The sequence below is a fragment of the Acidisarcina sp. genome (assembly GCA_035539175.1).
GTDB lineage: Bacteria > Acidobacteriota > Terriglobia > Terriglobales > Acidobacteriaceae > JANXZS01.
Genome location: DATLIY010000011.1, coordinates 1 through 26,753, shown reverse-complemented (window position 1 = coordinate 26,753; position 26,753 = coordinate 1). Strand labels below are relative to the sequence as shown.

21 protein-coding genes and 1 tRNA gene are annotated in these 26,753 nt (G+C 60.1%); 4 read left to right on the top strand and 18 right to left on the bottom strand.

Annotated features, from left to right (window positions below):
- Positions 1–19: 19 nt before the first annotated feature.
- The 3 genes from mutL to VM554_14430 form a co-directional block, all read right to left on the bottom strand.
- Positions 20–2,059, bottom strand: coding sequence for a DNA mismatch repair endonuclease MutL (gene mutL, locus VM554_14440; GenBank protein ID HVJ09573.1), 2,040 nt, complete (start codon positions 2,057–2,059; stop codon positions 20–22).
- A gap of 150 nt (positions 2,060–2,209) precedes the next feature.
- Positions 2,210–3,805, bottom strand: coding sequence for a pyruvate kinase (gene pyk, locus VM554_14435; GenBank protein ID HVJ09572.1), 1,596 nt, complete (start codon positions 3,803–3,805; stop codon positions 2,210–2,212).
- Between the two features lie 62 nt (positions 3,806–3,867).
- Positions 3,868–4,767, bottom strand: coding sequence for a YihY/virulence factor BrkB family protein (locus tag VM554_14430; GenBank protein HVJ09571.1), 900 nt, complete (start codon positions 4,765–4,767; stop codon positions 3,868–3,870).
- Positions 4,768–4,888: 121 nt separating this feature from the next.
- On the opposite strand from VM554_14430, the gene VM554_14425 reads away from it, so the two are divergent.
- A complete protein-coding gene (locus tag VM554_14425; GenBank protein ID HVJ09570.1) occupies positions 4,889–7,255 on the top strand; it encodes a glycoside hydrolase family 3 N-terminal domain-containing protein in 2,367 nt (788 codons plus the stop codon).
- A 182-nt stretch (positions 7,256–7,437) separates the two neighbouring features.
- On the opposite strand, the gene VM554_14420 is transcribed toward VM554_14425, so the two are convergent.
- Positions 7,438–7,974, bottom strand: a complete 537-nt coding sequence (locus VM554_14420) for a thioredoxin family protein (GenBank protein ID HVJ09569.1) — start codon at positions 7,972–7,974, stop codon at positions 7,438–7,440.
- 184 nt (positions 7,975–8,158) lie between these two features.
- Between VM554_14420 and VM554_14415 the strand changes: the two genes are divergently transcribed.
- Positions 8,159–9,037: a CPBP family intramembrane glutamic endopeptidase gene (locus tag VM554_14415; GenBank protein HVJ09568.1), complete on the top strand. Its 879-nt coding sequence runs from the start codon at positions 8,159–8,161 to the stop codon at positions 9,035–9,037.
- On the opposite strand, the gene VM554_14410 is transcribed toward VM554_14415, so the two are convergent.
- Complete coding sequence (locus VM554_14410) at positions 8,962–9,735, bottom strand: CPBP family intramembrane glutamic endopeptidase (GenBank protein ID HVJ09567.1); 774 nt, start codon at positions 9,733–9,735, stop codon at positions 8,962–8,964. The genes VM554_14415 and VM554_14410 overlap by 76 nt on opposite strands.
- A gap of 228 nt (positions 9,736–9,963) precedes the next feature.
- On the opposite strand from VM554_14410, the gene VM554_14405 reads away from it, so the two are divergent.
- Entirely contained in the window at positions 9,964–10,293 is a 330-nt protein-coding gene (locus VM554_14405; GenBank protein HVJ09566.1) for a helix-turn-helix domain-containing protein, read from the top strand.
- Entirely contained in the window at positions 10,286–10,756 is a 471-nt protein-coding gene (locus VM554_14400; protein HVJ09565.1) for an SRPBCC family protein, read from the top strand. Before VM554_14405 ends, VM554_14400 begins: the two co-directional genes overlap by 8 nt.
- Before the next feature lie 24 nt (positions 10,757–10,780).
- On the opposite strand, the gene VM554_14395 is transcribed toward VM554_14400, so the two are convergent.
- From VM554_14395 to VM554_14335, 13 genes are all read right to left on the bottom strand, one after another.
- On the bottom strand, positions 10,781–11,737 hold the full coding sequence (locus VM554_14395) for a diacylglycerol kinase family protein (GenBank protein HVJ09564.1): 957 nt from the start codon (positions 11,735–11,737) through the stop codon (positions 10,781–10,783).
- Between the two features lie 220 nt (positions 11,738–11,957).
- Positions 11,958–12,194, bottom strand: coding sequence for a hypothetical protein (locus VM554_14390; protein HVJ09563.1), 237 nt, complete (start codon positions 12,192–12,194; stop codon positions 11,958–11,960).
- Positions 12,195–12,387: 193 nt separating this feature from the next.
- Positions 12,388–16,578 (bottom strand): DNA-directed RNA polymerase subunit beta', encoded by a 4,191-nt coding sequence (rpoC, locus tag VM554_14385; protein ID HVJ09562.1) that lies wholly within the window; start codon positions 16,576–16,578, stop codon positions 12,388–12,390.
- A 196-nt stretch (positions 16,579–16,774) separates the two neighbouring features.
- Positions 16,775–21,247, bottom strand: a complete 4,473-nt coding sequence (gene rpoB / locus VM554_14380; GenBank protein ID HVJ09561.1) for a DNA-directed RNA polymerase subunit beta — start codon at positions 21,245–21,247, stop codon at positions 16,775–16,777.
- A 721-nt stretch (positions 21,248–21,968) separates the two neighbouring features.
- Complete coding sequence (gene rplL, locus VM554_14375) at positions 21,969–22,343, bottom strand: 50S ribosomal protein L7/L12 (protein ID HVJ09560.1); 375 nt, start codon at positions 22,341–22,343, stop codon at positions 21,969–21,971.
- Between the two features lie 184 nt (positions 22,344–22,527).
- Positions 22,528–23,073: a 50S ribosomal protein L10 gene (rplJ, locus tag VM554_14370; GenBank protein HVJ09559.1), complete on the bottom strand. Its 546-nt coding sequence runs from the start codon at positions 23,071–23,073 to the stop codon at positions 22,528–22,530.
- Between the two features lie 111 nt (positions 23,074–23,184).
- On the bottom strand, positions 23,185–23,895 hold the full coding sequence (gene rplA / locus VM554_14365) for a 50S ribosomal protein L1 (GenBank protein HVJ09558.1): 711 nt from the start codon (positions 23,893–23,895) through the stop codon (positions 23,185–23,187).
- A gap of 192 nt (positions 23,896–24,087) precedes the next feature.
- Positions 24,088–24,522 (bottom strand): 50S ribosomal protein L11, encoded by a 435-nt coding sequence (gene rplK / locus VM554_14360; GenBank protein ID HVJ09557.1) that lies wholly within the window; start codon positions 24,520–24,522, stop codon positions 24,088–24,090.
- A gap of 187 nt (positions 24,523–24,709) precedes the next feature.
- Positions 24,710–25,312 carry a transcription termination/antitermination protein NusG gene (gene nusG, locus VM554_14355; protein ID HVJ09556.1) on the bottom strand — a complete coding sequence of 201 codons (603 nt, stop codon included), beginning with the start codon at positions 25,310–25,312 and terminating at the stop codon, positions 24,710–24,712.
- Positions 25,313–25,431: 119 nt separating this feature from the next.
- Entirely contained in the window at positions 25,432–25,689 is a 258-nt protein-coding gene (gene secE, locus VM554_14350; protein ID HVJ09555.1) for a preprotein translocase subunit SecE, read from the bottom strand.
- Positions 25,690–25,795: 106 nt separating this feature from the next.
- A tRNA-Trp gene (locus tag VM554_14345) sits at positions 25,796–25,871 on the bottom strand.
- Positions 25,872–25,950: 79 nt separating this feature from the next.
- Positions 25,951–26,100 (bottom strand): 50S ribosomal protein L33, encoded by a 150-nt coding sequence (rpmG, locus tag VM554_14340; protein HVJ09554.1) that lies wholly within the window; start codon positions 26,098–26,100, stop codon positions 25,951–25,953.
- A gap of 97 nt (positions 26,101–26,197) precedes the next feature.
- On the bottom strand, positions 26,198–26,753 hold a 556-nt coding region (locus VM554_14335), incomplete at its 5' end, for an EF-Tu/IF-2/RF-3 family GTPase (protein ID HVJ09553.1).

The following is a 26,753-nucleotide window of genomic DNA, read 5'->3' as shown; positions in this document are numbered from 1 at the left end:
ATGGCCGACTTCAGGCCGATCAGATCCTCTGAAAGGCGCGCTGGATGTCTTTCCAAGCATACCTTAATGCGATGGGCCGCCCATGCGGGCAGCTCGTCGGATGCTCCGTTTTGGCCAGCTCCGCCAGCAGCCATTCCATCCGCGTGGTATCGAGCGCCGTGTTCACCTTGATTGCCGCGTGGCAGGCAATCGAGGCGGCGATCCGTGTGCGCATCGTCTCCAGATTCTCCCGTTGCGTCTCGCGCTGGCTCTGCTCCAGCACCTCCACCAGCATCCGTTCGAGTTGATTGCCTTCCAGACCAATCGGCGCCGCCTTGATGGCGATGGTGCGTGGCCCAAAGGGTTCCGCCTCAAATCCATTGCGCTCCAGCTCCTGCGCAATTGCCGCAAACACTACCATCTGCTGAGGTAGCAGATCCACCAGCATGGGCATCAACAGGCGCTGGCGCTGCACCCGCTCCACCTGCCGCTCGCGCAGAACCTTCTCAAACAGAACCCGTTCATGCGCCACATGCTGGTCGATGATCCACAGGCCCTCATCGTTGACTGCCAGGATGAACGACTCGCGCAACTGCCCCAGCGGCTTCAGCGAAGCCAGCGCGTTTAGCGTGCCCGGCGCCCCATCGCCGACTGCTGCCTCGTTCGCATCGACGGATGCCTGGGCATCGCAATCATGCGTCTCGGGCAAGGCCGAAGCAATGGCCGCAACGCTCTCCCGCAGCAGACCCGTCCCTTGCGGCAGGCCATCCCCTGGCTGCGCGCCATCCCCCTGCGGCAGGCCAAGGGCGAATGGCAACCTCCCCGTCTCCGGCCTGTGCTCCGGGGGCCGCAGCTCGAAGCCGGCAGCATCCTCCGCCACAATGCCCTCCGACTCGGCAACCATCGTCTGCGCTTCATCCCCGCCCGGCAGAGGAGAGACATCCTGCAACAACGCGGAAGAGATCGCCGACGACGCATGCGGGCTGGCCGTAAGCGCCTGCAGGAAGCTCGCCGCGGGGCGCGCCTTGATCAACCCATTCCGCAGGCTGTCGCGCACAAAGTCATGGACGAAGCTGGACTGCCGGAAGCGCACCTCCGTCTTGGCCGGATGCACATTCACATCCACCTCTTCCGGCGGCATCTCCAGGAACATCAGCACTACGGGAAAGGAGGTCGGCGGCAGGATGTTCCGGTAGGCCTCGCTCACCGCGTGCAGGATCAGGCGATCGCGCACCAGCCTGCGGTTGACGAAGACATAGATCGAGTTGCGGTTCAGCTTTTGCAGCTCGGGCTTTGACAGAAAACCGCTGAGGCGCAGAAAACCCGGCTCAGGACGCTGATAGTCCGCATCGCGCTTCCACGGCGGCGGCTCCGGCAGCCCCGCGTGCGCCAGGCTCATCTCTGCCGCTACCGGCAGAAGCTGCTCGACCAGCTCTCCTCCGAAGATCTGATACATCCGCTCCTGCGGCTTGCGCACCGGCGGGGCCACCAGCAGCGCATGCGTCGCTGTATGCAGCTCAAAATGCTTGTCAGGATGCGCCAGCGCGTAATTTGTAACCAGCGCAGTTATATGAGAAAGCTCCGTCGTCTCCGACTTGAGGAATTTGCGCCGCGCCGGAGTATTGAAGAAGAGATCGCGCACGGCAATCGTCGTTCCGCCAGCAACCGCAGCCTCATCGACGCGCACGATCTTTCCACCCATGATTTCAACATGAGTGCCGGTCGCTTCTTCCTCTGTCCGGGTATCGAGCTGCAGCCGCGAGATAGAGGCGATGGAAGGCAGCGCCTCGCCGCGAAACCCCAGCGTCGCAATGGAAAGCAGATCGTCGCTGGAGCGAATCTTTGAGGTCGCGTGGCGCTCGAAGGCCAGCAGAGCATCGTCGCGCAACATGCCGCAGCCATTGTCGGCCATGCGGATCAGTTTGCGTCCCCCGCCCTCCACCTCCAGGCGGATGCGCGTCGCCCCGGCATCGAGCGCGTTCTCCAGCAACTCCTTTACCACAGATGCCGGACGGTCCACTACCTCGCCAGCGGCAATCTGGTTGGCGACCTGATCGGAGAGTATGCGGATGCGGCCCATTTCAACCCCACGTTAACAGGAACCGCGCGCGGCTCAAAGCCAGCCGGACCTTGTGCTCAAAAAAACAAAGCGGCCAGCATACGATGCTCCGTATCTGCTGACCGCTTCCTGACCCGCTCTTCGACCACTCTTACTGATTCAGCAATCGAGCTAGCGCGACCGCACCGGCCTGCCCCTCTTGACCGGCATCTTTGACTTCACAACGCCCTTCGTCGCCCTTGGCGCAGGCAACTCCGTCTGCGTAGCAGCCAGTTCCTTCGCTCGCACCTGGTCTGCCAGGTAATCTCCCAGCACATGCAGACGCAGGAAGTTTGTGGAACCCGATCGGGTGCGTGTTCCGGCCACGATTCCGATCACTTCCCGGGGGCGAACGAATCCGCCTTCCTGAAGCAACTGCTCCGCCGTGTCCACCATCTGGTCGGTAGTGGTCAGCTTGGCGCACTTGATGGGATGAACGCCCCAGAGCAGCGCCATGCGGTTGATCGTCACATCGACGCTGGACAGGGCGTAAATCGTGGTGCGCGGGCGGTACTTCGAAAGCTGCCGCGCCGTCGTGCCGGTCTCCGTGAAGACCGCGATTGCGCTCAGGTCGAGATCGTCTGCCGCGTGCGCCATCGATTCGCAAATCGTCTCGCTGATGGACAGCCGGACGCGGTGCGTACGATCGCGATCGCGGGCCGGAGTCTCGCGCATCGCCAATTCCGTCTCGCTCACAATCTTCGCCATCATGCGGATAGCTTCAATCGGATATTTGCCCATCGCCGTCTCGCCGGAAAGCATAACCGCGTCGCTTCCGTCATAGATAGCATTGGCTACGTCGCTTGCCTCGGCTCGCGTTGGCCGCGGATTCTCGATCATCGACTCCAGCATCTGCGTCGCCGTGATGACCGGCTTGCGATAGTCCGCCGCACGGCGGATTACATGCTTCTGGATCGCTGGAACCTTCTCCGGCGGAACCTCCACGCCGAGATCGCCGCGGGCTACCATGACTCCGTCGGCGGCTTCCAGAATGCTCTCCAGGTGCTCAATGGCCTGCGGCTTTTCGAGCTTCGCAATCACCCAGGTCTCCGAGCCCAGCGCCGCAATTCTGTGCTTCACCAGCTTCACGTCTTCCGCAGTGCGGACGAAGGAAACGGCAATCGCATCGACACCGCTCTTCAGCGCGAATTCCAGATCGATCTCATCCTTCTCCGTCAGGGAAGGCACACGGACCGCGACGCCGGGAAGATTGATTCCCTTGTTCTCGCCGAGCATGCCGCCGTTGATCACTTCGCAGACGACATCGGTATCCTGAACCTCGCGCACGCGCAGCTCAATCAGGCCATCGGAAAGCAGAATGCGGGAGCCCTGCTCTACGTTTTCCGCCAGCGTCTTGAAGGTGGTGCCGATGACATCGGCGGTTCCAAGAATGTCGCCCGGCGTGATGCGGAGCATCTGCCCAGTTCGTAACTGCACGGGGATCTTGTTCTTCAGCCGCCCGGTCCGGATCTTGGGGCCCTGCAGATCGGCCATAATGCAGATCCGCTTCCCCTCCTGCTCGGATACTTTACGGATCATCTCGATCAGTTCCAGCTTCTCCGCGTTGGCTCCGTGGGAGAAGTTCAGGCGCGCGACATCAAGACCCGCACGCACCAGCTCACGGAACATCGCTTCGCTATTCGAAGCTGGACCAAGTGTTGCAACTATCTTGGCTCTTCGTTGACCCTGACTCATGTTCAGGCTCGAATCGGCAAGGACAAAATTCATCAATCCCCCAAACCACTGCTTGTTTTCGCTTATTTCTTTTCTATTCTACTAGAGCGGGAAGCTTATGCCGTTGGCGGTCGATCAGGTGTCACCGCAATTTCATCTGCTCCGCCACCTGTGGGTAAGGCCGGAGTCGCGGGAAGCGGCGCAATCCGCGCGTTGAACTCGCCGCCAAACAGCACTGCGACCGAGGTGATATACAGCCACACGAGCGTCGCAACCGCCGCGCCCAGCGAGCCATAGACTACCGAATAATCAGCAAAACGAGTCACATACCAGCCGAATAGCAGCGTAGTAACAAACCACAGAACAGTGGAGAGCAGTGCCCCCGGAAGAACCCATTTCCAGCTATGCGGGTGCGGGGTACCAAAGTGGTAGATCACCGTAAGCACGCTGACGCAGGTGGCCATGGCAATCGTCCATCGCACCACCATCCAAAAAATCAGCACATAGCTTCGAAGCCCAAAGTTGGCATTGGCGATCATCCACAGCTCGATCTGGTGTCCGAAGATCACGACCAGCGTTGCGGACGCCATCGGCACCAGGCAGCTGGGAATCAGCAGAAGCGCCAGAATGTGCTGCTTCCAAAAATTCCACGCATTCCGCTTGATGCGGTAGGCGCGCCGAAAGCCCTCCATCAGCGAGAGCATTACGCCCATTCCGCCAAACATGCTGATGAAGACCGCGGTAAAGAGTACCTGAATCGACCGCTGGTGCTGATATTGCAGATAGGCTTGCGCCAGATCCATGACCTCGCGCGGCAGAATCTCATCCAGCGCCCCACGAACTTCACCGCGCAGCGAGTAGCTTCCGGGCGCCACGGCCAGCACAGCCGTCAACACCAGCAGCGCAGGAAAAACACCCAGAATCGCCGAATACGCAGCCGCCTTCGCCGTACCGAGGACGTCGTGTTCGAACGACTTGATTGTCGCTTCCCGCAACTGTCGTAAGATGCGCAGCATACATGGGAAGATTATCTGAATGCCGAGTGCTCAACCAGAGCCTCGCGACACCAGTAACCTGAACCGCAAACGCTTGCCCAGGGCAACCGGAGCGGAATAGCATCGTCTATCGAGAAAACCTATGTTTAAAAAGCCCTTCGCCGCCCTCATCTTCGCCCTCGCGATGCTCGCGTTTCTGAATCCAGAGCTTGTAGTGGCTGCTCCTAAAAAAGCAGACGCCAGGAAGACCACCGCTGTTTCACAGGGGGCGGCTGTTGCGCCTCCCAATGCGCAACTTGCGGATCCGAAGCTGAACCAGCGCGTCGAAAAGCTGCTGCAGCAGATGACGCTCGAAGAGAAGGTCGGGCAGCTTGTGCAGTACTCCGCCGGCGCAGCCACCGGCCCCGGAACCGGCCGCGGCGGTTACGAAGAGGGCATCGCCAGGGGACAGATTGGCTCGCTGCTTAACGCCGTTGGGGCGGACAAGACGAACGCCTATCAGCACATCGCCGTTGAAAAATCCCGTCTCCACATCCCCCTCATCTTCGGCTATGACGTCATCCACGGCCACCGCACAACCTTTCCTGTTCCCCTGGCGCTCGCTGCCAGCTTCGATCCCCATGCGGCCGAGATCGTAGCCCGCACCAGCGCGGTGGAAGCCCGCGCCGACGGTGTGCAGTGGGTCTTCTCCCCCATGGTCGATATCGCCCGCGATGCCCGCTGGGGACGAATCACAGAGAGCGCAGGCGAAGATCCTTACCTGGGCAGCGCCATTGCCCGCGCCTGGATTCGCGGCTATCAGCAGGGCGACCTGAGCAATCCGCAGTCTGTCGCAGCCTGCGTCAAGCATTTCGCGGCCTACGGTGCAGCCATCGCCGGGCGTGACTACAACGCGGTCGATATGTCCGAGGTCACTCTGCGGCAGGTCTACCTTGAGCCCTACCGCGCCGCGGTGGAGGCTGGCGCGGCCACGCTGATGAGCTCCTTCAACTCCATCAACGGTGTTCCCGCAACCGCCAATCCTTTCACGCTGACGCAGATTCTTCGCAAGGAGTGGAAGTTCGATGGCTTTGTGGTCAGCGACTGGGGAGCCGTCAGCGAGTTGCTGAATCATGACATCGCACCGAACGGCGCCGCTGCCGCGCAGAAGGCGCTCACCGCCGGGGTGGACATGGACATGGAAGGCGGCCTCTACGGGACGCACCTCGTCTCCTTGGTGCGCTCCGGCGAACTCAAGGAATCCGTCGTGGACGAGGCAGTGCGCCGCATCCTGCGCGTGAAGTTCGCCCTCGGCCTCTTTGAGCATCCTTACGCGGAAAAGAGTGCCCCCTACGTCGCCACTCCGGAGAAGCGGGAGATCACCCGCAAGATTGCTGAAGAGACGCTTGTCCTGCTGAAGAACGAACCGTTGCAGGGAACCGGCCGCTTGCTTCCTCTCAAGCCATCGGCACACGCAATCGCCCTCATCGGCCCCATGGCCGACGCCAAAGGCGAGATGCTCGGCTCCTGGGCAGGTTCCGGAAATCCTGACGATGCTATTACCCTGCGGCAGGCCCTCGAACAGCGCCTCGGCTCCGGCAAGGTGCTCTATGCCAAGGGAACCGAGTTGAAGAGCGAGAGCACGGAGGGATTTGAAGCCGCCATTGCCGCCGCAAAGCAGGCGGATCTGGTGCTGATGGCGCTCGGCGAAGAGGCAAACGATACCGGGGAGGCAGCCTCCCGCATGAACCTGGGATTGACCGGGAACCAGCAGCAGCTCCTCGAAGCCGTTGCCGCCACTGGCAAACCCATTGTCCTGGTGCTCTTCAACGGCCGTCCGCTCGCGCTGCCGTGGGCCGCAAAGAACATTCCCGCGATTCTTGAGGCGTGGTATCCCGGCATCGAGGCTGGCAATGCTGTCGCCAACGTTCTGCTGGGCGAAGTGAATCCCAGCGGCAAGTTGCCCGCCAGCTTCCCCTACAGCGTCGGGCAGGAGCCTCTCTCCTACTCGCAATTCCCCACCGGGCGGCCGATCGTGGACCCGGATGGAGTGGCCGACGTCTCGGATCGCGGAAAGTACGGCTCCCGCTACATCGACGGCCCGAACGATCCCATTTATCCCTTCGGATGGGGTCTCTCATACACCCAGTTCTCCTACTCCCCGCTCACCCTCAACAACGCGCAGGTGCCGCTCGCCGCGATCAACGCCGACCGCAAGCCTGCCAGCGGCCCCATCAAGGTAGGAGTCTTCGTCAAGAACACCGGCACCGTCCCTGGCACGGAAGTGGTGCAGCTCTATATCCACAACACCTCGGCCAGCCTTGAACAGCCGGTTCGCGAGCTGAAGGGCTTTGAGCGCGTCACCCTCGCTCCCGGTGAGCAGAAGCATGTCGAGTTCACGCTCGGCTTCGAGGAACTGGCCTTCTACAACGCCAACCTCGAACGCGTGGTTGAGCCGACCAAATATCGCATCGTCGTCGGAGGCAGCTCCAAAGCGATCGAACACACGGAAGTGGAGATCACGAAATAGGCAGACGGCGTCAACGGCGGCTTTACCCAGGGTGACGAGGCTTCAGATCCTTCGCTTCGCTCAGGATGACAAGTCTGGGGTTGCCATCCTGAACTCACTTGTCATCCTGAAAAACCTCTTGTCATCCTGAGCGAAGCGAAGGATCTCGAGACGGACGAAGCGAAGGATCCAGCAGCCAAGACCTAGCAGTTAGCCTTGCCAGCAGCCGTCGAACACGGAGCCGGCTGCCGGGAGGCATGGCGCAACGCCGGCTTCCACTTCGTAAGGAAGCTGCTCACGCTCGCCACATCCATCCGGCGCATCGCTTCAAACTCGCCATTTCGCTGGCTGTAGAGCAGCTTTCCGTTCCCATCCAGAATGGCCAGCGCGGGCACACCCTTCTCCAGCGGAATGCCGTACTGCTTCGCCACGTCAAGGTTGCGGTCGTAGCGGCCGATGTTCACATCCACCAGCACGTAGTTGGCGGCAAGAATCGCCGCATTCCCAGGGTCGTGCAGATACAGGTCCAGCACCATGCAGTCCCCGCACCAGTTCCCGCCAAAATCCAGCAGGACATTCTTGTGCTGGCGCGCCGCCACGGATAGCGCCTGCCGAATATCGGCCTTGGCATCTGCGGATTCGGAGTAGATCTGCGGAGCGGCAAGCGCAGGCAACGAACTCACCAGCACCAGCAGGCCAGCAATGGCGGAAGTGACCCGGGAAGCTGAGAACATCGGCATAATTCTCCCCACACAGCAAGGTCTATTCAGTGTTACACAGGCCGTTACCCGCAGTGAAGCAGGGCCACGACTCCCGAACATCTTCATTTCGATCCCGCCGATAACCCCAACAGCCGCGGCAAATGCGGCAGCGTCTTTTCCTGTCGAGGCTCTAGACTGGTCGAGGCTCTAGACTGGATTGCGCATGCTCTTCCGCCCGTCCATCTTCCTCGCGGCACTCTACACGCTGCTGCCGTTCCTGACGGCGGCGTTTTTCCCTCGAAGGCTCGCCGCCGCAGTCGACGCGCTCCCGGCAAGGGTGCGGCTGCTGAGCCCGGCCCTTTTGTGCCTGCCGTATCTGCTGGTAGCGTGTTCCTCCGGAGTCTTCCGCTGGCGATGGCTGGCCGTGTACGCGCTGCTGCCTGTGGCGGTGTCCGCACTGATGAGCGAGGCCAGGCGCGCCGATCCTGGGCAGCGGGGCAACTGGCGCGACTTTCTGGTTCTCGCTGCGCTTGGCCTGGCGGTCGATCTGCGCTGGTTCGAGACGGCATGGCCGGCCCATCTCACGGTCTTTAACAAGATCCTGCTGCTCGATGCCGGTGTGTATGGGTTTCTGCTGATCCGGCAGCTCGACGGCGTGGGATTTGATCTTCGCCTGCGCCTGCGCGACCTTGGCATAGGATTCCGCGAGTTCGCCCTCTACACACCCATCGCAATTGCCCTTGGACTTAGCATCGGCTTTCTCCACCTGCATGGGTCCTGGCCGTGGCTGCCAAAGATCGCAGGCGCATTTCTCTTCACATTCTTCTTTATCGCCGTTCCAGAGGAGCTGTTCTTTCGGGGATGGTTGCAAAACCTGCTCGAACGGCGCTTCGGGCGCTATCCCGCGCTGCTGGTCACGGCGGCTCTGTTTGGGCTGGCGCACTTCAACAAGCGGGCCTTGCACTTCAACTGGCGCTATGTGTTGCTGGCCACGATCGCAGGCATCTTCTACGGCCGTGCGTGGCGTCAGGAGCGCCGCGTGGGGGCCTCCGCCATCACCCATGCTTGCGTGGACACCGTATGGTCCTTCTGGCTTCGCTGATGGTAGCTGGGCGGGTGATAGGTTAAATATCCCAGCCCCACGCGCATATTGTGGTCCACCGGCCCTGGAACCGTGACCGAGATGCAGATGCCGCAGATGGCATGCGCCAGGGCGAGCGTGTACACGTTCCGGTACTCAAGGAAAAGCAGGCATGCGACGACGCCCCAGAAGAGGGTGACCGGCGTCAGCACCGGATTCGGAAGATGCGCCAGCGCGAAGAGGCCCGCAGCCGCAACCACCGCCGCCGCCCTTCTGCCGTGTAGCAGACGAAGCAACCGCAGCAGGAAGAAATCCAGCAGGAGAAGTTGTTGGAAAAATGCCCAGATCGCATAGGCCCAGTAGCGCTGAAGAAAGAGCGCAGGGTGGCCCGGAAGGTGCAGGGTGCCAAACCAGACAGCCAGCAAAACAGCGGTCGCCGCCAGCAGGAGGGCTACGCCAACCACCCACAAGGAACGCAGAGGACCATGGATCCGCAGCCCCATCTCGCTCCAGCCATCGAAAGAGATCGCGGTAGCCAACAGTACCCAGGCCAGTGCGAGCAACGATAACTGCGTTTGCAGGGGTCGCGGAGTCCAGATTGCGAGCAGGATCAGCCCATAGCCAATCGAGAGCTCCACCAGATCGCGCCATCTGCGTCCTGCAAAGGTCTGGCTCTCTGCCTGCCGGGGTAACAAATTCTCCGCCTGCGTCCAGTCCATGTCCGCCACCCCCGAAAAATCGAGGACTTCTCTCCCTTGGACGCCGCTCTTGCTGAATTCCGCTCTCTCGCGAGAAAAATCTTTCTGCTGCGAGACGGTTTTCTACCGCCTCGCGACCGCTGATACGCCAACGCGAGGCATGGAATGCAAGAAGGGACGAGTGACTTGGGTGCTCCCAGCATTCGCTTGACATGCAACCTATTGGTTGCCTATTATGACCCTTGCCATATGCCAGCCAGCATGGACAACGTCTTTCGGGCACTCGCCGATCCGGTCCGGAGAAGCCTCCTTGACCGGCTCTATGCGGAGAACGGGCAGACCCTGGGCCAGCTCTCGAAAGACCTCGCCATGACCCGGCAGGCGGTCACCAAGCATCTGGCCATCCTGCAAGCGGCGAATCTCGTCTCGACCGTATGGCACGGACGCGAAAAGCTGCACTACCTCAATCCCGTTCCGATACACGAGGTCTACGAGCGCTGGATTGGGAAATTTGAGCCCAGGCGCCTGCGCGCCCTGCATGCCCTCAAGACATCCCTGGAAGGAGATCAGCATGAGTAAAGCAACCTTCGTATACGTCGCCTACATTGCCACCACGCCGCAAAAGGTCTTTGACGCGCTCATCGATAGCGAAGCCACCCGCCAATACTGGTGGAATCACAGAAACGCCTCCGACTGGAAGACTGGATCGGAGTGGCAGCATCAGGATTACGACGATGCCACCAAGGTCGATATTGTGGGGAAGGTCGTCGAGAGCACCCCTCCGCAGCGCCTCGTGGTTACGTGGGCCAACCCCGGCGATGCCGGAGACCCGGAGAAGCACTCCCGCGTCACCTACCAGATTGAGCCCTACATGGACATCGTCCGCCTCACCGTCACGCATGAGGACCTCGAGCCCGGCTCGGAGATGCTGGACGGCATCAGCCGTGGATGGCCTGCCGTGCTCTCCAGCCTCAAGACCTTTCTGGAGACCGGTCAGCCCCTCTCCATCTCCACCAAACGAACGGAGCGGCCGCCACAGTAGGCGAAAACCACCTCTTCCCGGGGACTACTCCGGCGTCAGCAGAGCCACCCGTTGGTCGGTGATTTCCAAGGTGGCGCTGGAGGTTCCCAGCACCTCGCCATCGGCCTGCACCTCGATGGGCGAGGCATACCGGTATCCCGGCAGCGGCCGGAAGACGGCGCGCACAAAATCTCCGCTGATGACAGCCGCGTTTCCTCGCATGCCTGCCGGCGACCCTGCAGATTCGGTCGAGCGTAAAACCATGGCGTGGAAGGAAGCTCGTGCCAGTGCCGCGCGCGACGCCCCCGGCACCGCAAAGATGCGGATCGATCCGCGATCCAGGCCGCCGCCCGGCCGCCACCGGTTCAGTGCACCGACGCGAACACCAATGGCCTCGCAGCACGCGCGCACCTCTACCCGGCCATGCTCGTCGGTCGTCTCCATCTCGAAGGGCGCGATGCGGCCGCGAAGCAGCAGATCGATGCCCGCGACGTAATACGCAGCCGGTCCAATGGTGTGCTTGCCCCAGGCCGTTGAAGCTCCCAGCAGCGAGGCATGCATGCCCAGGCCAGCCGCAAACAGGAAGTACCAGCTTCGCGGCTCTTCGCCTTCGAAGCCGCAGGTAATCCTGCCAAGGGGCACACAGCGTTGCCGCGAACGCAGCAGCGCCTGCACTGCTTTTACCGCATCGAGCGGTATGCCCAGATTTTGCGCCAGGATATTGCCTGTTCCAAAGGGAACGATGCCGATGGGGATAGAGGTTCCCACGGCGCCCTGCACTGCATCGAAGATCGTGCCATCGCCGCCGCATACGATGACCGCGTCGAACTCCGCTCCGATGGCCTGCACCAGAGCACCCGCCCCATGTTCGTCAGGCGTCTCGCGAGTCACCACATGCACGCCCGCGTTGCGAAAGGCGTCCTGCACGCGCAGCAGATCGCGCTTGCGGTTGGCACGCTGTCCGATGAGCGGATTGATCAGCAGGAGAACTCGATGCATCATCTGCGGCAGAGGCCCGAACGAGCAGAATACAGCCTGCACCGCCGTTGCGACATGAATGACGGAACAAAGAGTTCCCTGTCGCTTACAAATTCGATACCGCCGCTATCCAAGGCCGAAACAAAGAAGCAGACTATCCGCAACCGTCACGGTGCCCAGGCTGGAGACGGACCACCGCAGACACACAGCCGCACCGCAGGGATGGAGCACTCCATGGTGGGGGTCAAACTTCCTGCGGACGCCGCGGCTGGCGTATGCGGGCATCCTTCAGAAAATCCCGCATGCGCCCGGCTTCGGCCCTTTGCTCACGCACAAGCCTGCGCTGGCGCATCTTATGATCCTCGCTCAGCAGAGTGGGAATCATCTGCTCATCCCTTGCCGCGCCAAGTTCCAGTTCGAGAACCCTGGCAAGAATAATCTGACCAAATCGTGCACTGACTTCAAGAGGTTCACGAGTCATACTCTCACTTCCGAAGCTGAAAACTCGAACAGCAGCGCCGATCATAGCGGCGTGCACCCTCTGCCGCCAGAGTACGAAATGCTAAAACCAGCCGATCTTTGGTCATCGCAATCCGCGGTCCCGACGTAACAAAAACGGCGGAGCCTGTGGGCTCCGCCGTGAGTTACTGCTTGTTTCCTGTGGATGCGATCGGTTATTCGGCAGCCAGTTCCTCGGCTTCGCCTTCCTGCCGCATCATCTCCAGTTCGCGCTCGGCTTCTTCGTGTGCGGCATTCACTTCCTGCTGCACCTTGGCAGCCGCCTCCTCGAGTTCCGGCGAGAGCTGGATGTTGCGGTAGTACTCCATGCCGGTTCCGGCAGGGATCAGACGGCCCACAATCACGTTCTCCTTCAGGCCGCGCAGATTGTCCACCGCGCCATTGATCGACGCTTCGGTAAGAACTCGCGTCGTCTCCTGGAACGATGCCGCGGAGATGAACGAGTCCGTCGAGAGCGAGGCCTTGGTGATGCCCAGCAGCAGCGGACGTCCGATCGCTGGACGGCCACCCTTGGCGATGACCCGTTCGTTCTCCTCGCGGAAGCGGAACTTGTCGATCTGCTGCTCCAGCAGGAAGCTGGTGTCGCCGACTTCTTCGATCTTCACCCAGCGAAGCATCTGCCGCACGATGGTCTCGATGTGCTTATCCGAGATCGTCACGCCCTGCAGACGGTAGACTTCCTGGATCTCGTTCACCAGGTAAGACTGCAGTTCCTTCTCACCGAGTACGGCAAGAATGTCGTGCGGATTGAGCGGTCCGTCCATCAGCGCCTCACCGGCGTGCAGGCGTTCTCCCTCCTGCACGTTGATGTGGATGCCGCGCGGCACGGAGTACTCCTTCTCCTCGCCGTTATCCGCGGTCACATAGATCTTGCGCTGTCCCTTGGACACATCGCCGAACTTCACCACACCATCGATCTCGCTGATGATGGCCGTCTCGCGCGGCTTGCGGGCTTCGAACAACTCCACAACGCGCGGCAGACCGCCGGTGATGTCCTTGGTGCGGGTGGTCTCGCGAGGAATCTTCGCGATGATGTCTCCAGGGAAGACTTCGTCGCCATCCTGCATCATCAGGTGGGCTCTGCTGGGCATCAGGTAACGCTTGCTGCCCTTTGCTCCCTTGATAACGATGGTTGGCTGGCGCTTCTCGTCGGCAGACTCCGCAACCACCAGCCGCGATAGACCGGTGACTTCGTCGACTTCCTCGTTCAGCGTGATGCCTTCCAGCAGATCCTTGAACTGGACCGTACCGCCAATCTCCGTGAGGATGGCGAAGGTGTAAGGATCCCACTCGACCAATGCCTGACCGATGGTGACCTTGGCTCCATCCTCAACCTTCAGCTTGGCGCCGTACACAACCTGGTAGCGTTCCTTTTCGCGGCCACGATCGTCAACCACGGCGATCGAACCGGAACGATTCATCGCAACCAGGTCTCCCGAACGCGAGCGGATCGAAACCATGTTGATGAACCGCACCGAGCCATTATTCTTGGCGTCGAGTCGCGACTGCTCCGAAACACGCGATGCCGTACCACCGATATGGAAGGTACGCATCGTGAGCTGCGTTCCAGGCTCGCCAATCGACTGTGCGGCGATAACACCGACAGCCTCGCCAAGCTCCACCAGCCTGCCCGATGCCAGGTTGCGGCCATAGCAGAGAATGCAGACGCCACGCTTGGATTCGCAGGTCAGCACCGAGCGGATCTTCACCCTCTCGATACCGGCTGCCTGAATCGCCGACGCCAGATCCTCGGTAATTTCCTGGTTCACCTCGCAGATGACCGAGCCTTCAAAGTCCTTCAGGCGCTCGAGTGAGACGCGGCCCACAATGCGGTCGCGCAGCGGCTCGATGATTTCGCCCGACTCGACGATCGGGGTCACGTAAATCCCCTCGACCGTACCGCAATCGTGCTCGCTGACGATCACGTCCTGCGCCACGTCCACTAGCCGGCGGGTCAGGTAGCCGGAATCGGCAGTCTTCAGAGCGGTATCCGCAAGGCCCTTACGCGCGCCGTGCGTCGAGATGAAGTACTCCAGAACCGTAAGACCTTCGCGGAAGTTCGCCTTGATCGGTGTCTCGATGATTTCGCCGGAAGGACGCGCCATCAGTCCGCGCATACCCGAAAGCTGGCGAATCTGCTGCTTCGATCCACGAGCGCCAGAGTCGGCCATGATGTAAATCGGGTTCATGGTGCCGGCCTTGTCGGCGTTCTTCATGTTGTTGAACATCTCATCGGCAACCTTTTCCGTTACCGCCGACCAGATCTGGATAACCTTGTTGTTGCGCTCGCCATTGGTGATCGCACCGTCAAGATATTGCCGCTGAATGCCGACCGCCTGCTTCTCGGCTTCGCGCACCACCGGTCCCTTCGAGTCCGGAATCACCATGTCGTCAAGGCCGACCGACAGGCCCGAACGCGTCGCGTACTGGAAGCCCAGTTCCTTGATGCGGTCCAGCATCTTCACCGTGATTTCCAGGCCAAGGTTCAGATAGCAGTAGTTCACCAGCTGACCAATGCCCTTCTTCTTCAGCAGGCCGTTTACATACGGCATGCCCTCCGGCAAAGCATCGTTCAGAATCGCGCGGCCCACCGTCGTCGAGATGTACTGCTTCTCATACGGAACCGGCTCGGTGTGCGTCAGGTCCTGATCGTCATAAGCGGTCGTCATGTCGAGCACGTTCCCCGTGTACCGCAGGCGAATCGGCGACAGCGTCTCCACTTCCTTCGCGTTCAGAGCCATCAACACTTCTTCCGTGTTGGCGAAGACTCGTCCCTCGCCCTTGCCGCCAACCTTGGCCTTGGTCAGATAGTAGAGACCGAGAACCATGTCCTGCGTCGGTACCGTAATCGGCTGACCCGATGCCGGAGACAGGATGTTGTGCGAGGCCAGCATCAGAACGCTGGCTTCCACCTGCGCCTCAGGCGACAGCGGAATGTGCACGGCCATCTGATCGCCGTCGAAGTCTGCGTTGAACGCGGTGCAGACCAGCGGGTGAATCTTGATTGCCTTGCCTTCCACCAGCACCGGCTCAAACGCCTGGATGCCAAGACGGTGCAGCGTTGGCGCGCGGTTCAGCAGCACCGGGTGATCCTTGATGACCTCTTCCAGGATGTCCCACACAATGGGCTCCTGAAGCTCGACCATCTCCTTGGCCTGCTTGATGGTAGTGCAATGCCCTGTCTGCTCCAGCCGGTGATAGATAAACGGCTTGAAGAGTTCGAGCGCCATCTTCTTCGGCAGACCGCACTGGTGCAGCTTCAGCTCCGGACCAACCACGATCACCGAACGGCCCGAATAGTCCACGCGCTTGCCCAGCAGGTTCTGACGGAAGCGGCCCTGCTTGCCCTTGAGCGTATCCGACAGCGACTTGAGCGGACGATTGTTCGCACCGCGCAGCACGCGGCCACGACGGCCGTTGTCGAACAGTGCGTCTACGGCCTCCTGCAGCATGCGCTTTTCGTTGCGCACAATCACCTCGGGCGCATGCAGATCCATGAGCTTCTTGAGGCGGTTGTTGCGGTTGATCACGCGACGGTAGAGATCGTTCAGATCCGACGTGGCGAAGCGTCCGCCATCGAGCGGCACCAGGGGGCGCAGCTCCGGCGGAATCACCGGGATTACGTCGAGAATCATCCACTGCGGCTTGTTGCCGGACTTGCGGAACGCCTCAACCACTTTCAGGCGCTTGGCATACTTCAGCCGCTTCTGCAGCGACGATTCCTGCTTCATCTTCTCGCGCAGCTCGATCGACAACTCGTCGATGCTCACCCGCTTGAGCAGTTCCTTGATCGCCTCCGCACCCATCATGCCCTTGAAGCCGGTGGGGCGGTACTGCTGGTCGAGCTCGCGGAAGCGCGCCTCGTCCTTGATGATCTCGCGTTCCTTCACCGGCGCGTCACCCGGATCGACCACCACGTAGCTCTCGAAATAGAGCACGCTCTCCAGATCACGCAGAGAGATATCGAGCAGATGGCCAATACGCGATGGCAGGCCCTTGAAGAACCAGACGTGCGAGCAGGGCGAAGCCAGCTCGATGTGGCCCAGGCGTTCGCGGCGAACCTTGGACAGCGTAACTTCCACGCCGCACTTGTCGCAGATCACGCCGCGGTGCTTCATCCGCTTGTACTTGCCGCAAAGGCATTCCCAGTCGGTGACTGGGCCAAAGATGCGGGCGCAGAAGAGTCCATCGCGCTCCGGCTTGAAGGTTCGGTAGTTGATTGTCTCGGGCTTCGTGACTTCGCCGTGAGACCAGCTGCGGATCTTTTCTGGCGAAGCAAGACTGATGCGAATTGCGTCGAAGTCCGTGATCGGGCTGGTGAGTTCAAATGGGCTGGAACGGTACAAGACGACCCTCCTTGGCACCTTGCTCCGCTTGGGCTCTTCCCAGCGGAGTTGTGGCCTGCTGCGTTCCCGGGGAAATGTTTTTAGGCTCCTGTCCTTCCCGGGAGAGCCGTTTGGCTCTTATGGGACAGGTCCCTGTCTTCCTCAATCTGGGCGGTACATCCGCCGGAGCCGCGATCCACGCAGCTCCGGCCTCGATTTAATCGGCTGCCGCTACGGCAGGCACCGCCTGCTTCTTCGTATCCGCCTGCTTGATCAGTTCCACATCCAGGCAGAGCGACTGCAGCTCGCGAATCAATACGTTGAACGACTCCGGCACACCCGGCTCGATCGCTGCCTCACCCTTGACGATGGCCTCGTAAATCTTGGTGCGGCCATACACGTCATCGGACTTGGCTGTCAGCAGCTCCTGCAGGATGTAAGCAGCGCCATAAGCTTCGAGCGCCCACACTTCCATCTCGCCAAAACGCTGGCCACCGAACTGCGCCTTGCCGCCCAGCGGCTGCTGGGTAATCAGCGAGTACGGTCCAATCGAACGAGCGTGAATCTTGTCATCGACCAGGTGCGAGAGCTTCAGCATGTAGATGTAGCCCACCGTCCCCGGTTCTTCAAACGGTTCGCCGGTCATGCCGTCGAACAGATTCGTCTTGCCCGAGCTGGGCAGCTCCGCCGCAGCCAGCAGAGCCTTGATTTCGCTCTCCTGCGCTCCGTCGAACACCGCCGTTCCAAACCAGATGCCGCGCTTCATGCCGGCAGCTACGCGCAACAGCATCTCGTCATTCAGCTCCAGCAGCTGATGCAGGGTTGCCGTGTTCGCAAAGCGCTCCGTGATGTAAGCACGAATCTCGTTGGCCTCGCGGTTCTGCTCCACAAGCTCGGCCACCTTCTGGCCCAGTTGATGCGCAGCCCAGCCCAGATGCGTTTCGAGAACCTGTCCCACGTTCATACGCGAAGGAACGCCCAGCGGATTGAGCACAATTTCCACCGGTGTGCCATCGGGCAGATACGGCATATCCTCCTCGGGAAGAATGCGCGCGATGACGCCCTTGTTCCCGTGGCGGCCGGCCATCTTATCGCCAACCGACAGCTTGCGCTTCATGGCGATGTACACCTTCACCAGCTTGATGACGCCCGGTGCCAGCTCATCGCCCTTCTGCAGCTTGCCGATCTTTTCGTTGGTGATCTTGCGCAGCACATCGATCTGGCGAGAGGTCATCTCCTCGATCTCGTCGATCTGCTCGTTCACCCGCGGATCCTTGTCGGCATAGCGAATGCGCTTCAGGTTCTTGGTCGAGATGCGCTCGATCGTGTCACGATCCAACACCGCGTCCTTCACAATCAGGCGCTTGTTGGTGCGCTCGTCGTGCAGATCGGCAAGCACCACCTTGTTGCCAAGGATCGCTTCCAACCGCTTCAGCCGCTCGTCGGTGAGAATACGAATCTCATCGGCAAGGTTCTTCTCCAGCTTGGCTACCTGCTCGCCCTCGATCAGCTTGGCGCGCTCGTCCTTCTCCTGCCCCTTGCGGGAGAAGATGCGGACGTCCACCACCGTACCTTCAATACCCGGAGGGCACGTCAGCGAGGCATCGCGAACATCCCCGGCCTTTTCTCCGAAGATCGCGCGCAACAGCTTCTCTTCCGGCGTCAACTGGGTTTCGCCCTTCGGCGTCACCTTGCCCACCAGGATGTCGTTGTGCTTGATCTTGGCTCCGATGCGGATGACGCCGCTCTCGTCCAGATCGCGCAAAGCCGACTCGGAAACGTTGGGAATGTCGCGCGTGATCTCTTCCGGCCCCAGCTTGGTATCGCGAGCTTCGATCTCGAACTCTTCGATGTGCACCGAGGTGTAGTAATCCTCGCGCACCAGCTTCTCCGAGATCAGGATCGCGTCCTCGAAGTTATAGCCGCGCCATGGCATGAAGGCCACCAGGACATTTCGTCCCAGCGCCAGCTCACCCTGCTCCGTGCAAGGGCCATCGGCAATCACCTGTCCCGTCACCACCCGGTCGCCATGACGCACAATCGGCTTCTGGTTGATGCACGTATTCTGGTTCGACCGCTTGAACTTGGTCAGCTGATAAATGTCCGAACCGACCTCGCGCGAAAGCTGCGTGGGATGATGTTCCCCTTCCACGCGGATGATGATGCGCTCGGAATCAACCGAGTCCACCACACCGTTGCGGCGGGCCAGAATCACAGCGCCGGAATCGCGCGCCGTCACACCTTCCATCCCCGTACCTACCAGCGGAGCCTCCGCAACCAGCAGCGGCACCGACTGGCGCTGCATGTTCGCGCCCATCAATGCACGGTTGGCATCGTCATGCTCCAGGAAAGGCACTAGCGATGCCGCGACGGAGACCACCTGCTTTGGACTCACGTCGATGTAGTCGACCTCCGCGCGATTCACCAGCACAAAGTTTTCTGCACGGCGGGCATTCACCAGTTCTTCGGTAAAGTTGCCCTCCTCATCCAGTGCGATGTTAGCCTGCGCGATGGTGTGACGATCCTCTTCCCACGCCGAGAGATAGAACGAGAAGGGCTCGAAGTCGATCGTCCGCTTCTTGTCCTTCTGCAACTGCACGTTCAGCTTCAACGCCTCGGCCTTCTCCAGATGGTCGCCTACGCGCAGTCCGCTTTCGCCTGCGTTGGTCACCTGAACGTAGTCCAGAATGCGTCCATCCCTGACCTTGCGATAGGGAGACTCGATGAATCCGTATTCGTTGATCCGGGCAAAGCACGAAAGCGAGCTGATCAGGCCGATGTTCGGGCCTTCGGGCGTCTCGATCGGGCAGATGCGTCCGTAGTGCGTCGGGTGAACGTCGCGCACCTCAAAGCCCGCGCGCTCGCGGCTCAGGCCGCCCGGCCCAAGTGCGGAGAGGCGCCGCTTGTGCGTAATCTCCGACAACGGATTGGTCTGATCCATGAACTGCGACAACTGCGAAGATCCGAAGAATTCGCGGATCGCCGCCATCACCGGCTTGGCGTTGATCAGGTCGTGCGGCATCGCCGTCGACATCTCCTGATACACGCTCATCTTCTCCTTGATCGCACGCTCCATGCGCACCAGGCCAATGCGGAACTGGTTCTCCATGAGCTCGCCCACCGCGCGCACGCGGCGGTTGCCAAGGTGATCGATGTCGTCCACCATGCCGATGTTCTTGCGCAGCTTGAGCAGGTAGCGGATTGTCGAGTAGAAATCCTCCGGCGTCAGCGTGCGACGATCCAGCGGAGTCTCTTCCTGATTCTCGTACAGCTTGATGTTGAACTTCAGACGGCCCACGCGGGAGAAGTCGTACTTGCGCGGGTCAAAGAACATGCCCTCGAACAGCGCAGTCGCCGTATCCAGCGTCGGCGGATCGCCCGGACGCAGCTTGCGGTAGATCTCGATCAGCGCCTCTTCCGGCTTGCGGACCGAGTCGCGGCGCAGCGTGTTGCTGATGATGTTGCCTACGTCGTCGCGCTCGGGGAAGAACACCTCGATAGCGGTTACGCCGCTCTCGGTGATCTTGTGCAGACGCTCCGCGTTCAGCTCCACGTTAGCCTCAACCAGCACCTCGCCCGTCGTCTGGTCCACAACATCGGCGGCAGTCATCGCGCCGTCCAGCTCGGCTTCTTCCACTTCCAGCTGAGTGATCTTGGCCGCGTGCAATGCCTTCAGAATGGAAGGCGTCACCTTGCGTCCGGAGTGGGCGATCTCCTCACCCTTCACCATCACAGCGTGTGCGGGCTTTGCTCCCAGCAGGTGCGTCGGCTTGGCCGTCTCGCTGATCGTCCAGTGCAGTTTGCCATCGGCAACGGCAATCGTATCGACGGTGTAAAAGGTCTTGAGAATCTCCTCGTCGGAACGCAGGCCGAGCGCCCGCAGAAAGATCGTCCCCAGGAACTTGCGCTTGCGATCGATGCGCACATACAGCGTGTTCTTCTGGTCGTATTCAAACTCCACCCATGACCCGCGATAAGGAATAATCTTGCCGAGGAAATAGGTGCGGTTGTTCGCCGTCTCAAAGAACACACCGGGCGAGCGATGCAACTGCGATACGATCACGCGCTCCGTGCCGTTGACGATGAAGGTGCCATTCTGCGTCATCAGCGGAATATCGCCGAAGAATACTTCCTGCTCCTTGATGTCGCGGATCGACTTGTTCCCCGTCTCCGGATCCTTGTCGTAAATCGTCAGGCGCACCGTGACCTTCAGCGGCGCTGAATACGTCATGCCCCGCTCTTCGCACTCCGCCTGGTCATACTTCAACTGCAGGCCAACAGGATCGCCGCACTTGTTGCAGAAGTCAGGCGTGTTCTTGTTGTAGGTTCCGCACTTCTGGCACAGCACATCGCCGGAGTGAAACGGATCGGTAATCACCATCGCTCCGCAATTCACGCAGGCAGTGCGTAGGTGATGCAGCCCCTTCAAGTGGCCGCATTTGCACTCCCAGTTGCCGATCGAGTAATCCACAAAATCAAGCTGCGAGATGTTGCGGAAATCGGCGATCGGAAAAACCGAGGTAAAGACAGACTGCAAACCGTTGTCTTCGCGCTCCGAAGGCAGCTTGTCCATCTGCAAAAATCGTTCGTAGGAGCGGCGCTGAACTTCAATCAGGTTAGGGATCTGTATCGATGTTGGAATCTTGGAAAAATCAAGACGGCTACGAATGGCGCGGTGCTCGTTCGGCATGCTTCACTCCTGAAACTCGTGTCCCCGAGGCTCCGGCACTGTACACCGGAGAAAGACCTGCCGTCCGAGTCAAAGCGGCAAATCTGGTAGAGCACTTCGCTCACATGTTCGATCCGCCTCGTTCGGACCGTACACGGCGTTCTGCTGAAAATCAGGCAAATTACAAAAACTACGGCTGGACCGAAAGTCCGGACAACCTGCAATGTGCGGTCCGACGTCAGACCGAATAGGATTTCCACGCGTGTCCCATGTATTATCCGGACACGCAAGCTACTTAGGCGGGCAACAACGGCATCACAAGCTAAGACCGCAGCAGGAATCCATGCGGATAGGGGAAGAAACTCGGACGAAAACGCCAAAACGCTCGCAGAGACAGGAAGCCCCTCGAGCGTCACAACCGAATTGTGCACTTGGCAAAAACAGAATGTCCGATTCCCGCCGGTTCCAAACTAGCGTGTGTGTCGCCTCACAGCAGATTGTTCAGCACCCCTGCAAATCCGCCGCCCGCTTTGCAGAGATGTCGGCAACAATAGGCCGAGAACACTTGCGCAATCCAACCCGTTAGACTCCGCGATCCGCACACCCATTCCCCGCCAGGCGTGAAAATTACGGAACCATTTCGCGTCTTTCTGGTTCAAGAAATTTAGATCAAAAAACTTACAGTCCAAGACAAGACGCACCATGACAAGCATAGCGCGTCTTGCTTTGGCATGCAACTTGCCTACTTGACTTCGATGGTCGCGACACCTTCGAATTTCTTCTTGATCGTCTCGGCCTCTTCCTTGGACGCGTTCTCCTTCAAGGGCTTCGGAGCACCGTCCACCAGGTCCTTCGCTTCCTTCAGGCCAAGGGCGGTCACTTCCCGTACCGCCTTGATGGTGTTGATCTTATTCGCACCCTGATCCTTCAGGATCACGGTAAACTCAGTCTGCTCTTCCACCGGAGCCGCTGCTGCCGCTCCGCCGCCAGCCACCATGACCGGCGCTGCTGCCGCTGCCGACACACCGAGACGCTCTTCGAGCTTCTTCACAAGGGCAGCCGCATCCAGCAGGCTAAGCCCAACGATCTGATCTTCCAACTGCTGTAGATCCGCCATTATTCTCTCCACTTGAATCAAATCTAAATTTTTCTACTGCTGCCGACTCACCCAGGAGCGAGCCGGTTGCCGCGGTGGCCAAGGTTTCCGATGTGTCCAGACCCGACACCCCTTGCCGATTGCAGCGAAACCCATCTATCAAACCCAGGACGGAGGCTTGCAAGCCCGTCCCAATACAAAATCCCTAGGAAGCCGCCGGCTCTCCCGCAAATTTGCCCTTCTCGACGCCCTGATTGATCACCACTGCAAGGTCGCGGCCCGTGGCATTGATCACGGTAGCCAGACGCTGCGCCGGCGAGTTCAACAGGAAGAGCAGCTTGGCATAGATCTCTTCCTTGCCTGGCATCGTGGCCAGCTCGGCGATCTGCGCGACCGAGAGCACCTTGCCATCGATAATGCCCAGCTTGAAGGTGAATTCAGCGTTGTCCTTGACCCACGCCGAGAGAGCCTTCGCCAGCGCTACCGGGTCACCGCTGGTATAGGCCACAGAGGAAACGCCCTTCAACCCCTGCAGAGCCGCCTCTACACCGGTGCCCTGCGAAGCGCGAGCGGCCAGCTTGTTCTTCAATACGCGATAGCGGCCACCGGCATCCCGAACGGCCTTACGCAGCTGGAAATCCTGAGATACGGTCAGTTTTGCGAAGGTGCCGACGATTGCCGTCGTAGAGCCCTGCAGCTCCTTCGACAGCTTGTCGATCTGCTCCGCCTTCTTTGCTTTGGTTAATGCCATTGTTCTCGAATCCTTGCTGGCCGTCGTACGCAGCCCCTGGTCACTTTGCCAGAAAGCCCACCGCACCCGGCCGGAAACCTGATCTTAAAAATCTGAACCGGAAAGCCCAGCCTAAGCCTTGGCTGCCGTATCCGCGACTGCGCCATCGAGCATGATGCCGGGGCCCATCGTCGAGCTCAGCGTAATGCCCTTGATATATTTACCCTTCGCTGCCGAGGGCTTGGCGCGGACCACACTCGAAATGACCGTCGTCGCGTTGTCGATCAGCTTCTCGGGCGAAAAAGAGATCTTGCCCACCGGCACGTGCACCAGCGCGGTCTTATCGGTACGGAACTCAACCTTACCGGCCTTGATTTCCTTGATCGCCGAAGCTACGTCGTTGGTCACCGTTCCGGTCTTCGGATTCGGCATCAGGCCACGCGGTCCGAGTACTTTGCCCAGACGTCCAACCGACTTCATCATGTCCGGCGTCGCGATCAGCGCATCGAAATCCGTCCAGCCCTCTTTTTGAATCTTCTCGACCAGATCTTCTCCGCCAACGATGTCGGCGCCAGCCGCTTCGGCATCCTTCAGGCGATCGCCGGAAGCGATGACAGCAACCTTCTTGGTCTTGCCCAGGCCGTGCGGCAGAACCACCGTGCCGCGAACCATCTGGTCCGCATGGCGCGGGTCTACGCCGAGGCGAAGCGTAAGATCGACCGTCTCGTCGAACTTCGCATACTTGATCTTCTGCAGGAGGGAAACCGCTTCGGGAAGCGGGTAGGGCCGCGCCTCGACCTGCGCGCGCGCCTTCTCGATATTCTTGCTTGCTTTCTTTGCCATGGTTCCTCGTCTCCCACCGCACGGCACACTCCCTGCCGAACCGTGGTGCTGGCTGAATCCGGATCGTCCGGTTCGCCTGGTGACGGCCTGCGGTCGAAACCACAGGCACAGCCTAGTATTATGCGGTAAAGCTGGCGCAATTGCAACCGGGAGACCCGATCTCTTACGCCGATACTTTGCCGAAGCACGGGTCTACGCCGTGACTTCAATCCCCATCGAACGCGCCGTACCCTTGATGCTCTTGATTGCCGTCTCAACCGAGGCAGCATTCAGATCCGGCATCTTCTGCGTCGCAATTTCGCGCACCTGGGCTTCCGTCACCTTGCCCACCTTGTCCTTGTTCGGCGTGCCGGAACCCTTGGCCAGCCCGGCAGCCTTCTTCAGCAACACTGCCGCTGGAGGCGTCTTGGTGACAAAGGTGAACGTGCGATCGGTGTAGACGGTGATGACCACCGGAATCGTCAGGCCTTCCATCTCCTTGTTCTGCGTGCGCGCGTTGAACTGCTTGCAGAACTCCATGATGTTGACCTGCGCCTGGCCGAGTGCGGGACCGACTGGCGGCGCGGGTGTTGCCTTGCCTGCCATGATCTGCAACTTGACGTATGTTTGAACTTTCTTCGGAGCCATCTCGTGAAAACCTTCCTCAGCTTTAAGCTTCCGGCTGCCAACCCCCAGCTTCCTGCCGCCTGCATCGTCCGCGCCGGATCCGACCCACGTCCGCGAACACAACAAAACGCCAGGAACTACGCGTCAATAGCCGTTCAACAACCTTTTCTATCTTGAGCCGTTCAACAACCTTTTCTATCTTGAGCCGTTAAACAACTTTTTCTACCTTGCCAAACTCAAGCTCGACCGGTGTGGAGCGACCAAAAATCGTAACCATCACCTTGACCGTCTCGCGATCCTCATTCACTTCATCCACGATCCCGTTGAAGTTCGCAAAGGGACCCTCGGTGATGCGCACCGATTCGTTCTTCTCGAACTTGATCTTGAGCCGCGGCTTTTCCTTCGACGTATCCGTGCGGAAGAGAATCGAGCTGACCTCTTCCTCACTCAGCGCTACCGGCTTGTCTCCTGTTCCCAGAAAACCCGTTACCCGCGGCGTGTTCTTGACGATGTGCCACAGGTCGTTGTCGAGATCCATCTCAACCAGCACATATCCGGGGAGGAAGACCCGCTCCACCGTGCGCTTCTTGCCGTTGATGACTTCCGTCACCGATTCCAGCGGGATCATCACCCGGCCGATCTTATTCTGCAGGCCGAACGCCTGCACGCGGCCCTCGAGAGACTCGCGCACCTTGCGCTCAAACCCCGAGTAGGCGTGGATGATGTACCACTTGAAATTCTCGTTCGCGGGTGGTCCCAACTGTTCCGGACCGGCCGCTTTGCCTACTGTGCCTTCAGTTTCTTCCGCCATCCATTCCTCTTTCGCAACGCCCGCCGCACTCCCGTTACCGGTATACCCGGACCAGCAGTTCCGCAGAGCTATCCATCAGCCTGCATCGACTGCCTGTTCCATGGTCGGAGCGGATCGCCCTACTGGGCGCCACCCAACGAGCGCAACACAGCCTGCACCGTGCGGCCAAGCACTTGGTCGACCACATAGAAATAAGCCGCGAACGCGAAGACCGTCACGATCACCACTGTCGTCGTGGCCCGCACCTCTGCCTTCGCTGGCGTCACTACCTTGCGCATCTCGCCGCGCACATCTTTCAGAAAATCGACGGTTCTGGCGTACAGGCCGGTGAGCTGATTCTGTTTCCCGCCTTCCGGTACCGCGATTTCCTTCGCCATTTTCTTCCCTTTTTCTAAAACGGGCATCGTAGCCCTCTCCCGCGGCCACTGTTCCACACAGCTTCCGCTACCCTTGCGTCTTGCGCTCGGCAGAATTTCTCAATACTGGCAGGGGCGCTCGGATTCGAACCGAGGAGTCCGGTTTTGGAGACCGGCAGTTTAGCCGCTGAGCTTACGCCCCTGTGTCGGGATAGGCGACAAGTGTAGCAGAGATCCGGCCACGGGTTCCGTTGGCCTCTGCTCCCCGATCCCTACGTCCGCTTACTTCGTTTCCTTGTGGTCGGTGTGCTTGCGGCAGCGGTTGCAGAACTTCGAGAACTCCAGGCGGCCAGTGGTCGTCTTTTTATTCTTCGTCGTCGAGTAGTTCCGCTCCTTGCATACCCCACACTGCAATGTCACAATTTCGCGCATCTCTGATTATCCTAACTGATCCGGAGAGCTCTTGGCCTTCCTTCGGATCGCTCCGGGCGCCTTCCAGCACCCGGAGACGTACCTGAAATATTTCCGTTTACTTAATAATCTCGGCGATGGTACCGGCGCCGACCGTGCGTCCGCCTTCGCGGATAGCAAAGCGCAGACCCTTCTCCATGGCCACCGGGGTATGCAGCTCAATCTCCAGCTGCACATTGTCGCCCGGCATCACCATCTCCGTGCCTTCCGGAAGCTTCGCCGTGCCCGTCACATCCGTCGTGCGGAAGTAGAACTGAGGACGATAGCCATTGAAGAATGGAGTATGACGTCCACCCTCTTCTTTCGACAGCACGTACACTTCGCCCTTGAACTTGGTGTGCGGCGTAATCGAACCCGGCTTGGCCAGAACCATGCCGCGCTCCACGTCTTCCTTCGCAATACCGCGCAGTAGAAGTCCCGCGTTGTCGCCCGCCATGCCCTCGTCCAGCTGCTTCTTGAACATCTCGACGCCCGTCACTACCGTCTTGCGCGTCTCGCGGAAGCCCACAATCTCCGCTTCCTCGCCCACCTTCACCTTGCCACGCTCGATGCGGCCCGTCACCACCGTGCCACGACCCGAGATCGAGAAAATATCCTCAATCGGCATCAGGAAC

Bases quoted from the DNA above. Each gene is read 5' to 3' on its own strand.
- mutL (HVJ09573.1), bottom strand. From the start codon at position 2,059: ATGGGCCGCATCCGCATACTCTCCGATCAGGTCGCCAACCAGATTGCC.
- pyk (HVJ09572.1), bottom strand. From the start codon at position 3,805: ATGAATTTTGTCCTTGCCGATTCGAGCCTGAACATGAGTCAGGGTCAA.
- VM554_14430 (HVJ09571.1), bottom strand. From the start codon at position 4,767: ATGCTGCGCATCTTACGACAGTTGCGGGAAGCGACAATCAAGTCGTTC.
- VM554_14425 (HVJ09570.1), top strand. From the start codon at position 4,889: ATGTTTAAAAAGCCCTTCGCCGCCCTCATCTTCGCCCTCGCGATGCTC.
- VM554_14420 (HVJ09569.1), bottom strand. From the start codon at position 7,974: ATGCCGATGTTCTCAGCTTCCCGGGTCACTTCCGCCATTGCTGGCCTG.
- VM554_14415 (HVJ09568.1), top strand. From the start codon at position 8,159: ATGCTCTTCCGCCCGTCCATCTTCCTCGCGGCACTCTACACGCTGCTG.
- VM554_14410 (HVJ09567.1), bottom strand. From the start codon at position 9,735: ATGGACTGGACGCAGGCGGAGAATTTGTTACCCCGGCAGGCAGAGAGC.
- VM554_14405 (HVJ09566.1), top strand. From the start codon at position 9,964: ATGCCAGCCAGCATGGACAACGTCTTTCGGGCACTCGCCGATCCGGTC.
- VM554_14400 (HVJ09565.1), top strand. From the start codon at position 10,286: ATGAGTAAAGCAACCTTCGTATACGTCGCCTACATTGCCACCACGCCG.
- VM554_14395 (HVJ09564.1), bottom strand. From the start codon at position 11,737: ATGATGCATCGAGTTCTCCTGCTGATCAATCCGCTCATCGGACAGCGT.
- VM554_14390 (HVJ09563.1), bottom strand. From the start codon at position 12,194: ATGACTCGTGAACCTCTTGAAGTCAGTGCACGATTTGGTCAGATTATT.
- rpoB (HVJ09561.1), bottom strand. From the start codon at position 21,247: ATGCCGAACGAGCACCGCGCCATTCGTAGCCGTCTTGATTTTTCCAAG.
- rplL (HVJ09560.1), bottom strand. From the start codon at position 22,343: ATGGCGGATCTACAGCAGTTGGAAGATCAGATCGTTGGGCTTAGCCTG.
- rplJ (HVJ09559.1), bottom strand. From the start codon at position 23,073: ATGGCATTAACCAAAGCAAAGAAGGCGGAGCAGATCGACAAGCTGTCG.
- rplA (HVJ09558.1), bottom strand. From the start codon at position 23,895: ATGGCAAAGAAAGCAAGCAAGAATATCGAGAAGGCGCGCGCGCAGGTC.
- rplK (HVJ09557.1), bottom strand. From the start codon at position 24,522: ATGGCTCCGAAGAAAGTTCAAACATACGTCAAGTTGCAGATCATGGCA.
- nusG (HVJ09556.1), bottom strand. From the start codon at position 25,312: ATGGCGGAAGAAACTGAAGGCACAGTAGGCAAAGCGGCCGGTCCGGAA.
- secE (HVJ09555.1), bottom strand. From the start codon at position 25,689: ATGGCGAAGGAAATCGCGGTACCGGAAGGCGGGAAACAGAATCAGCTC.
- rpmG (HVJ09554.1), bottom strand. From the start codon at position 26,100: ATGCGCGAAATTGTGACATTGCAGTGTGGGGTATGCAAGGAGCGGAAC.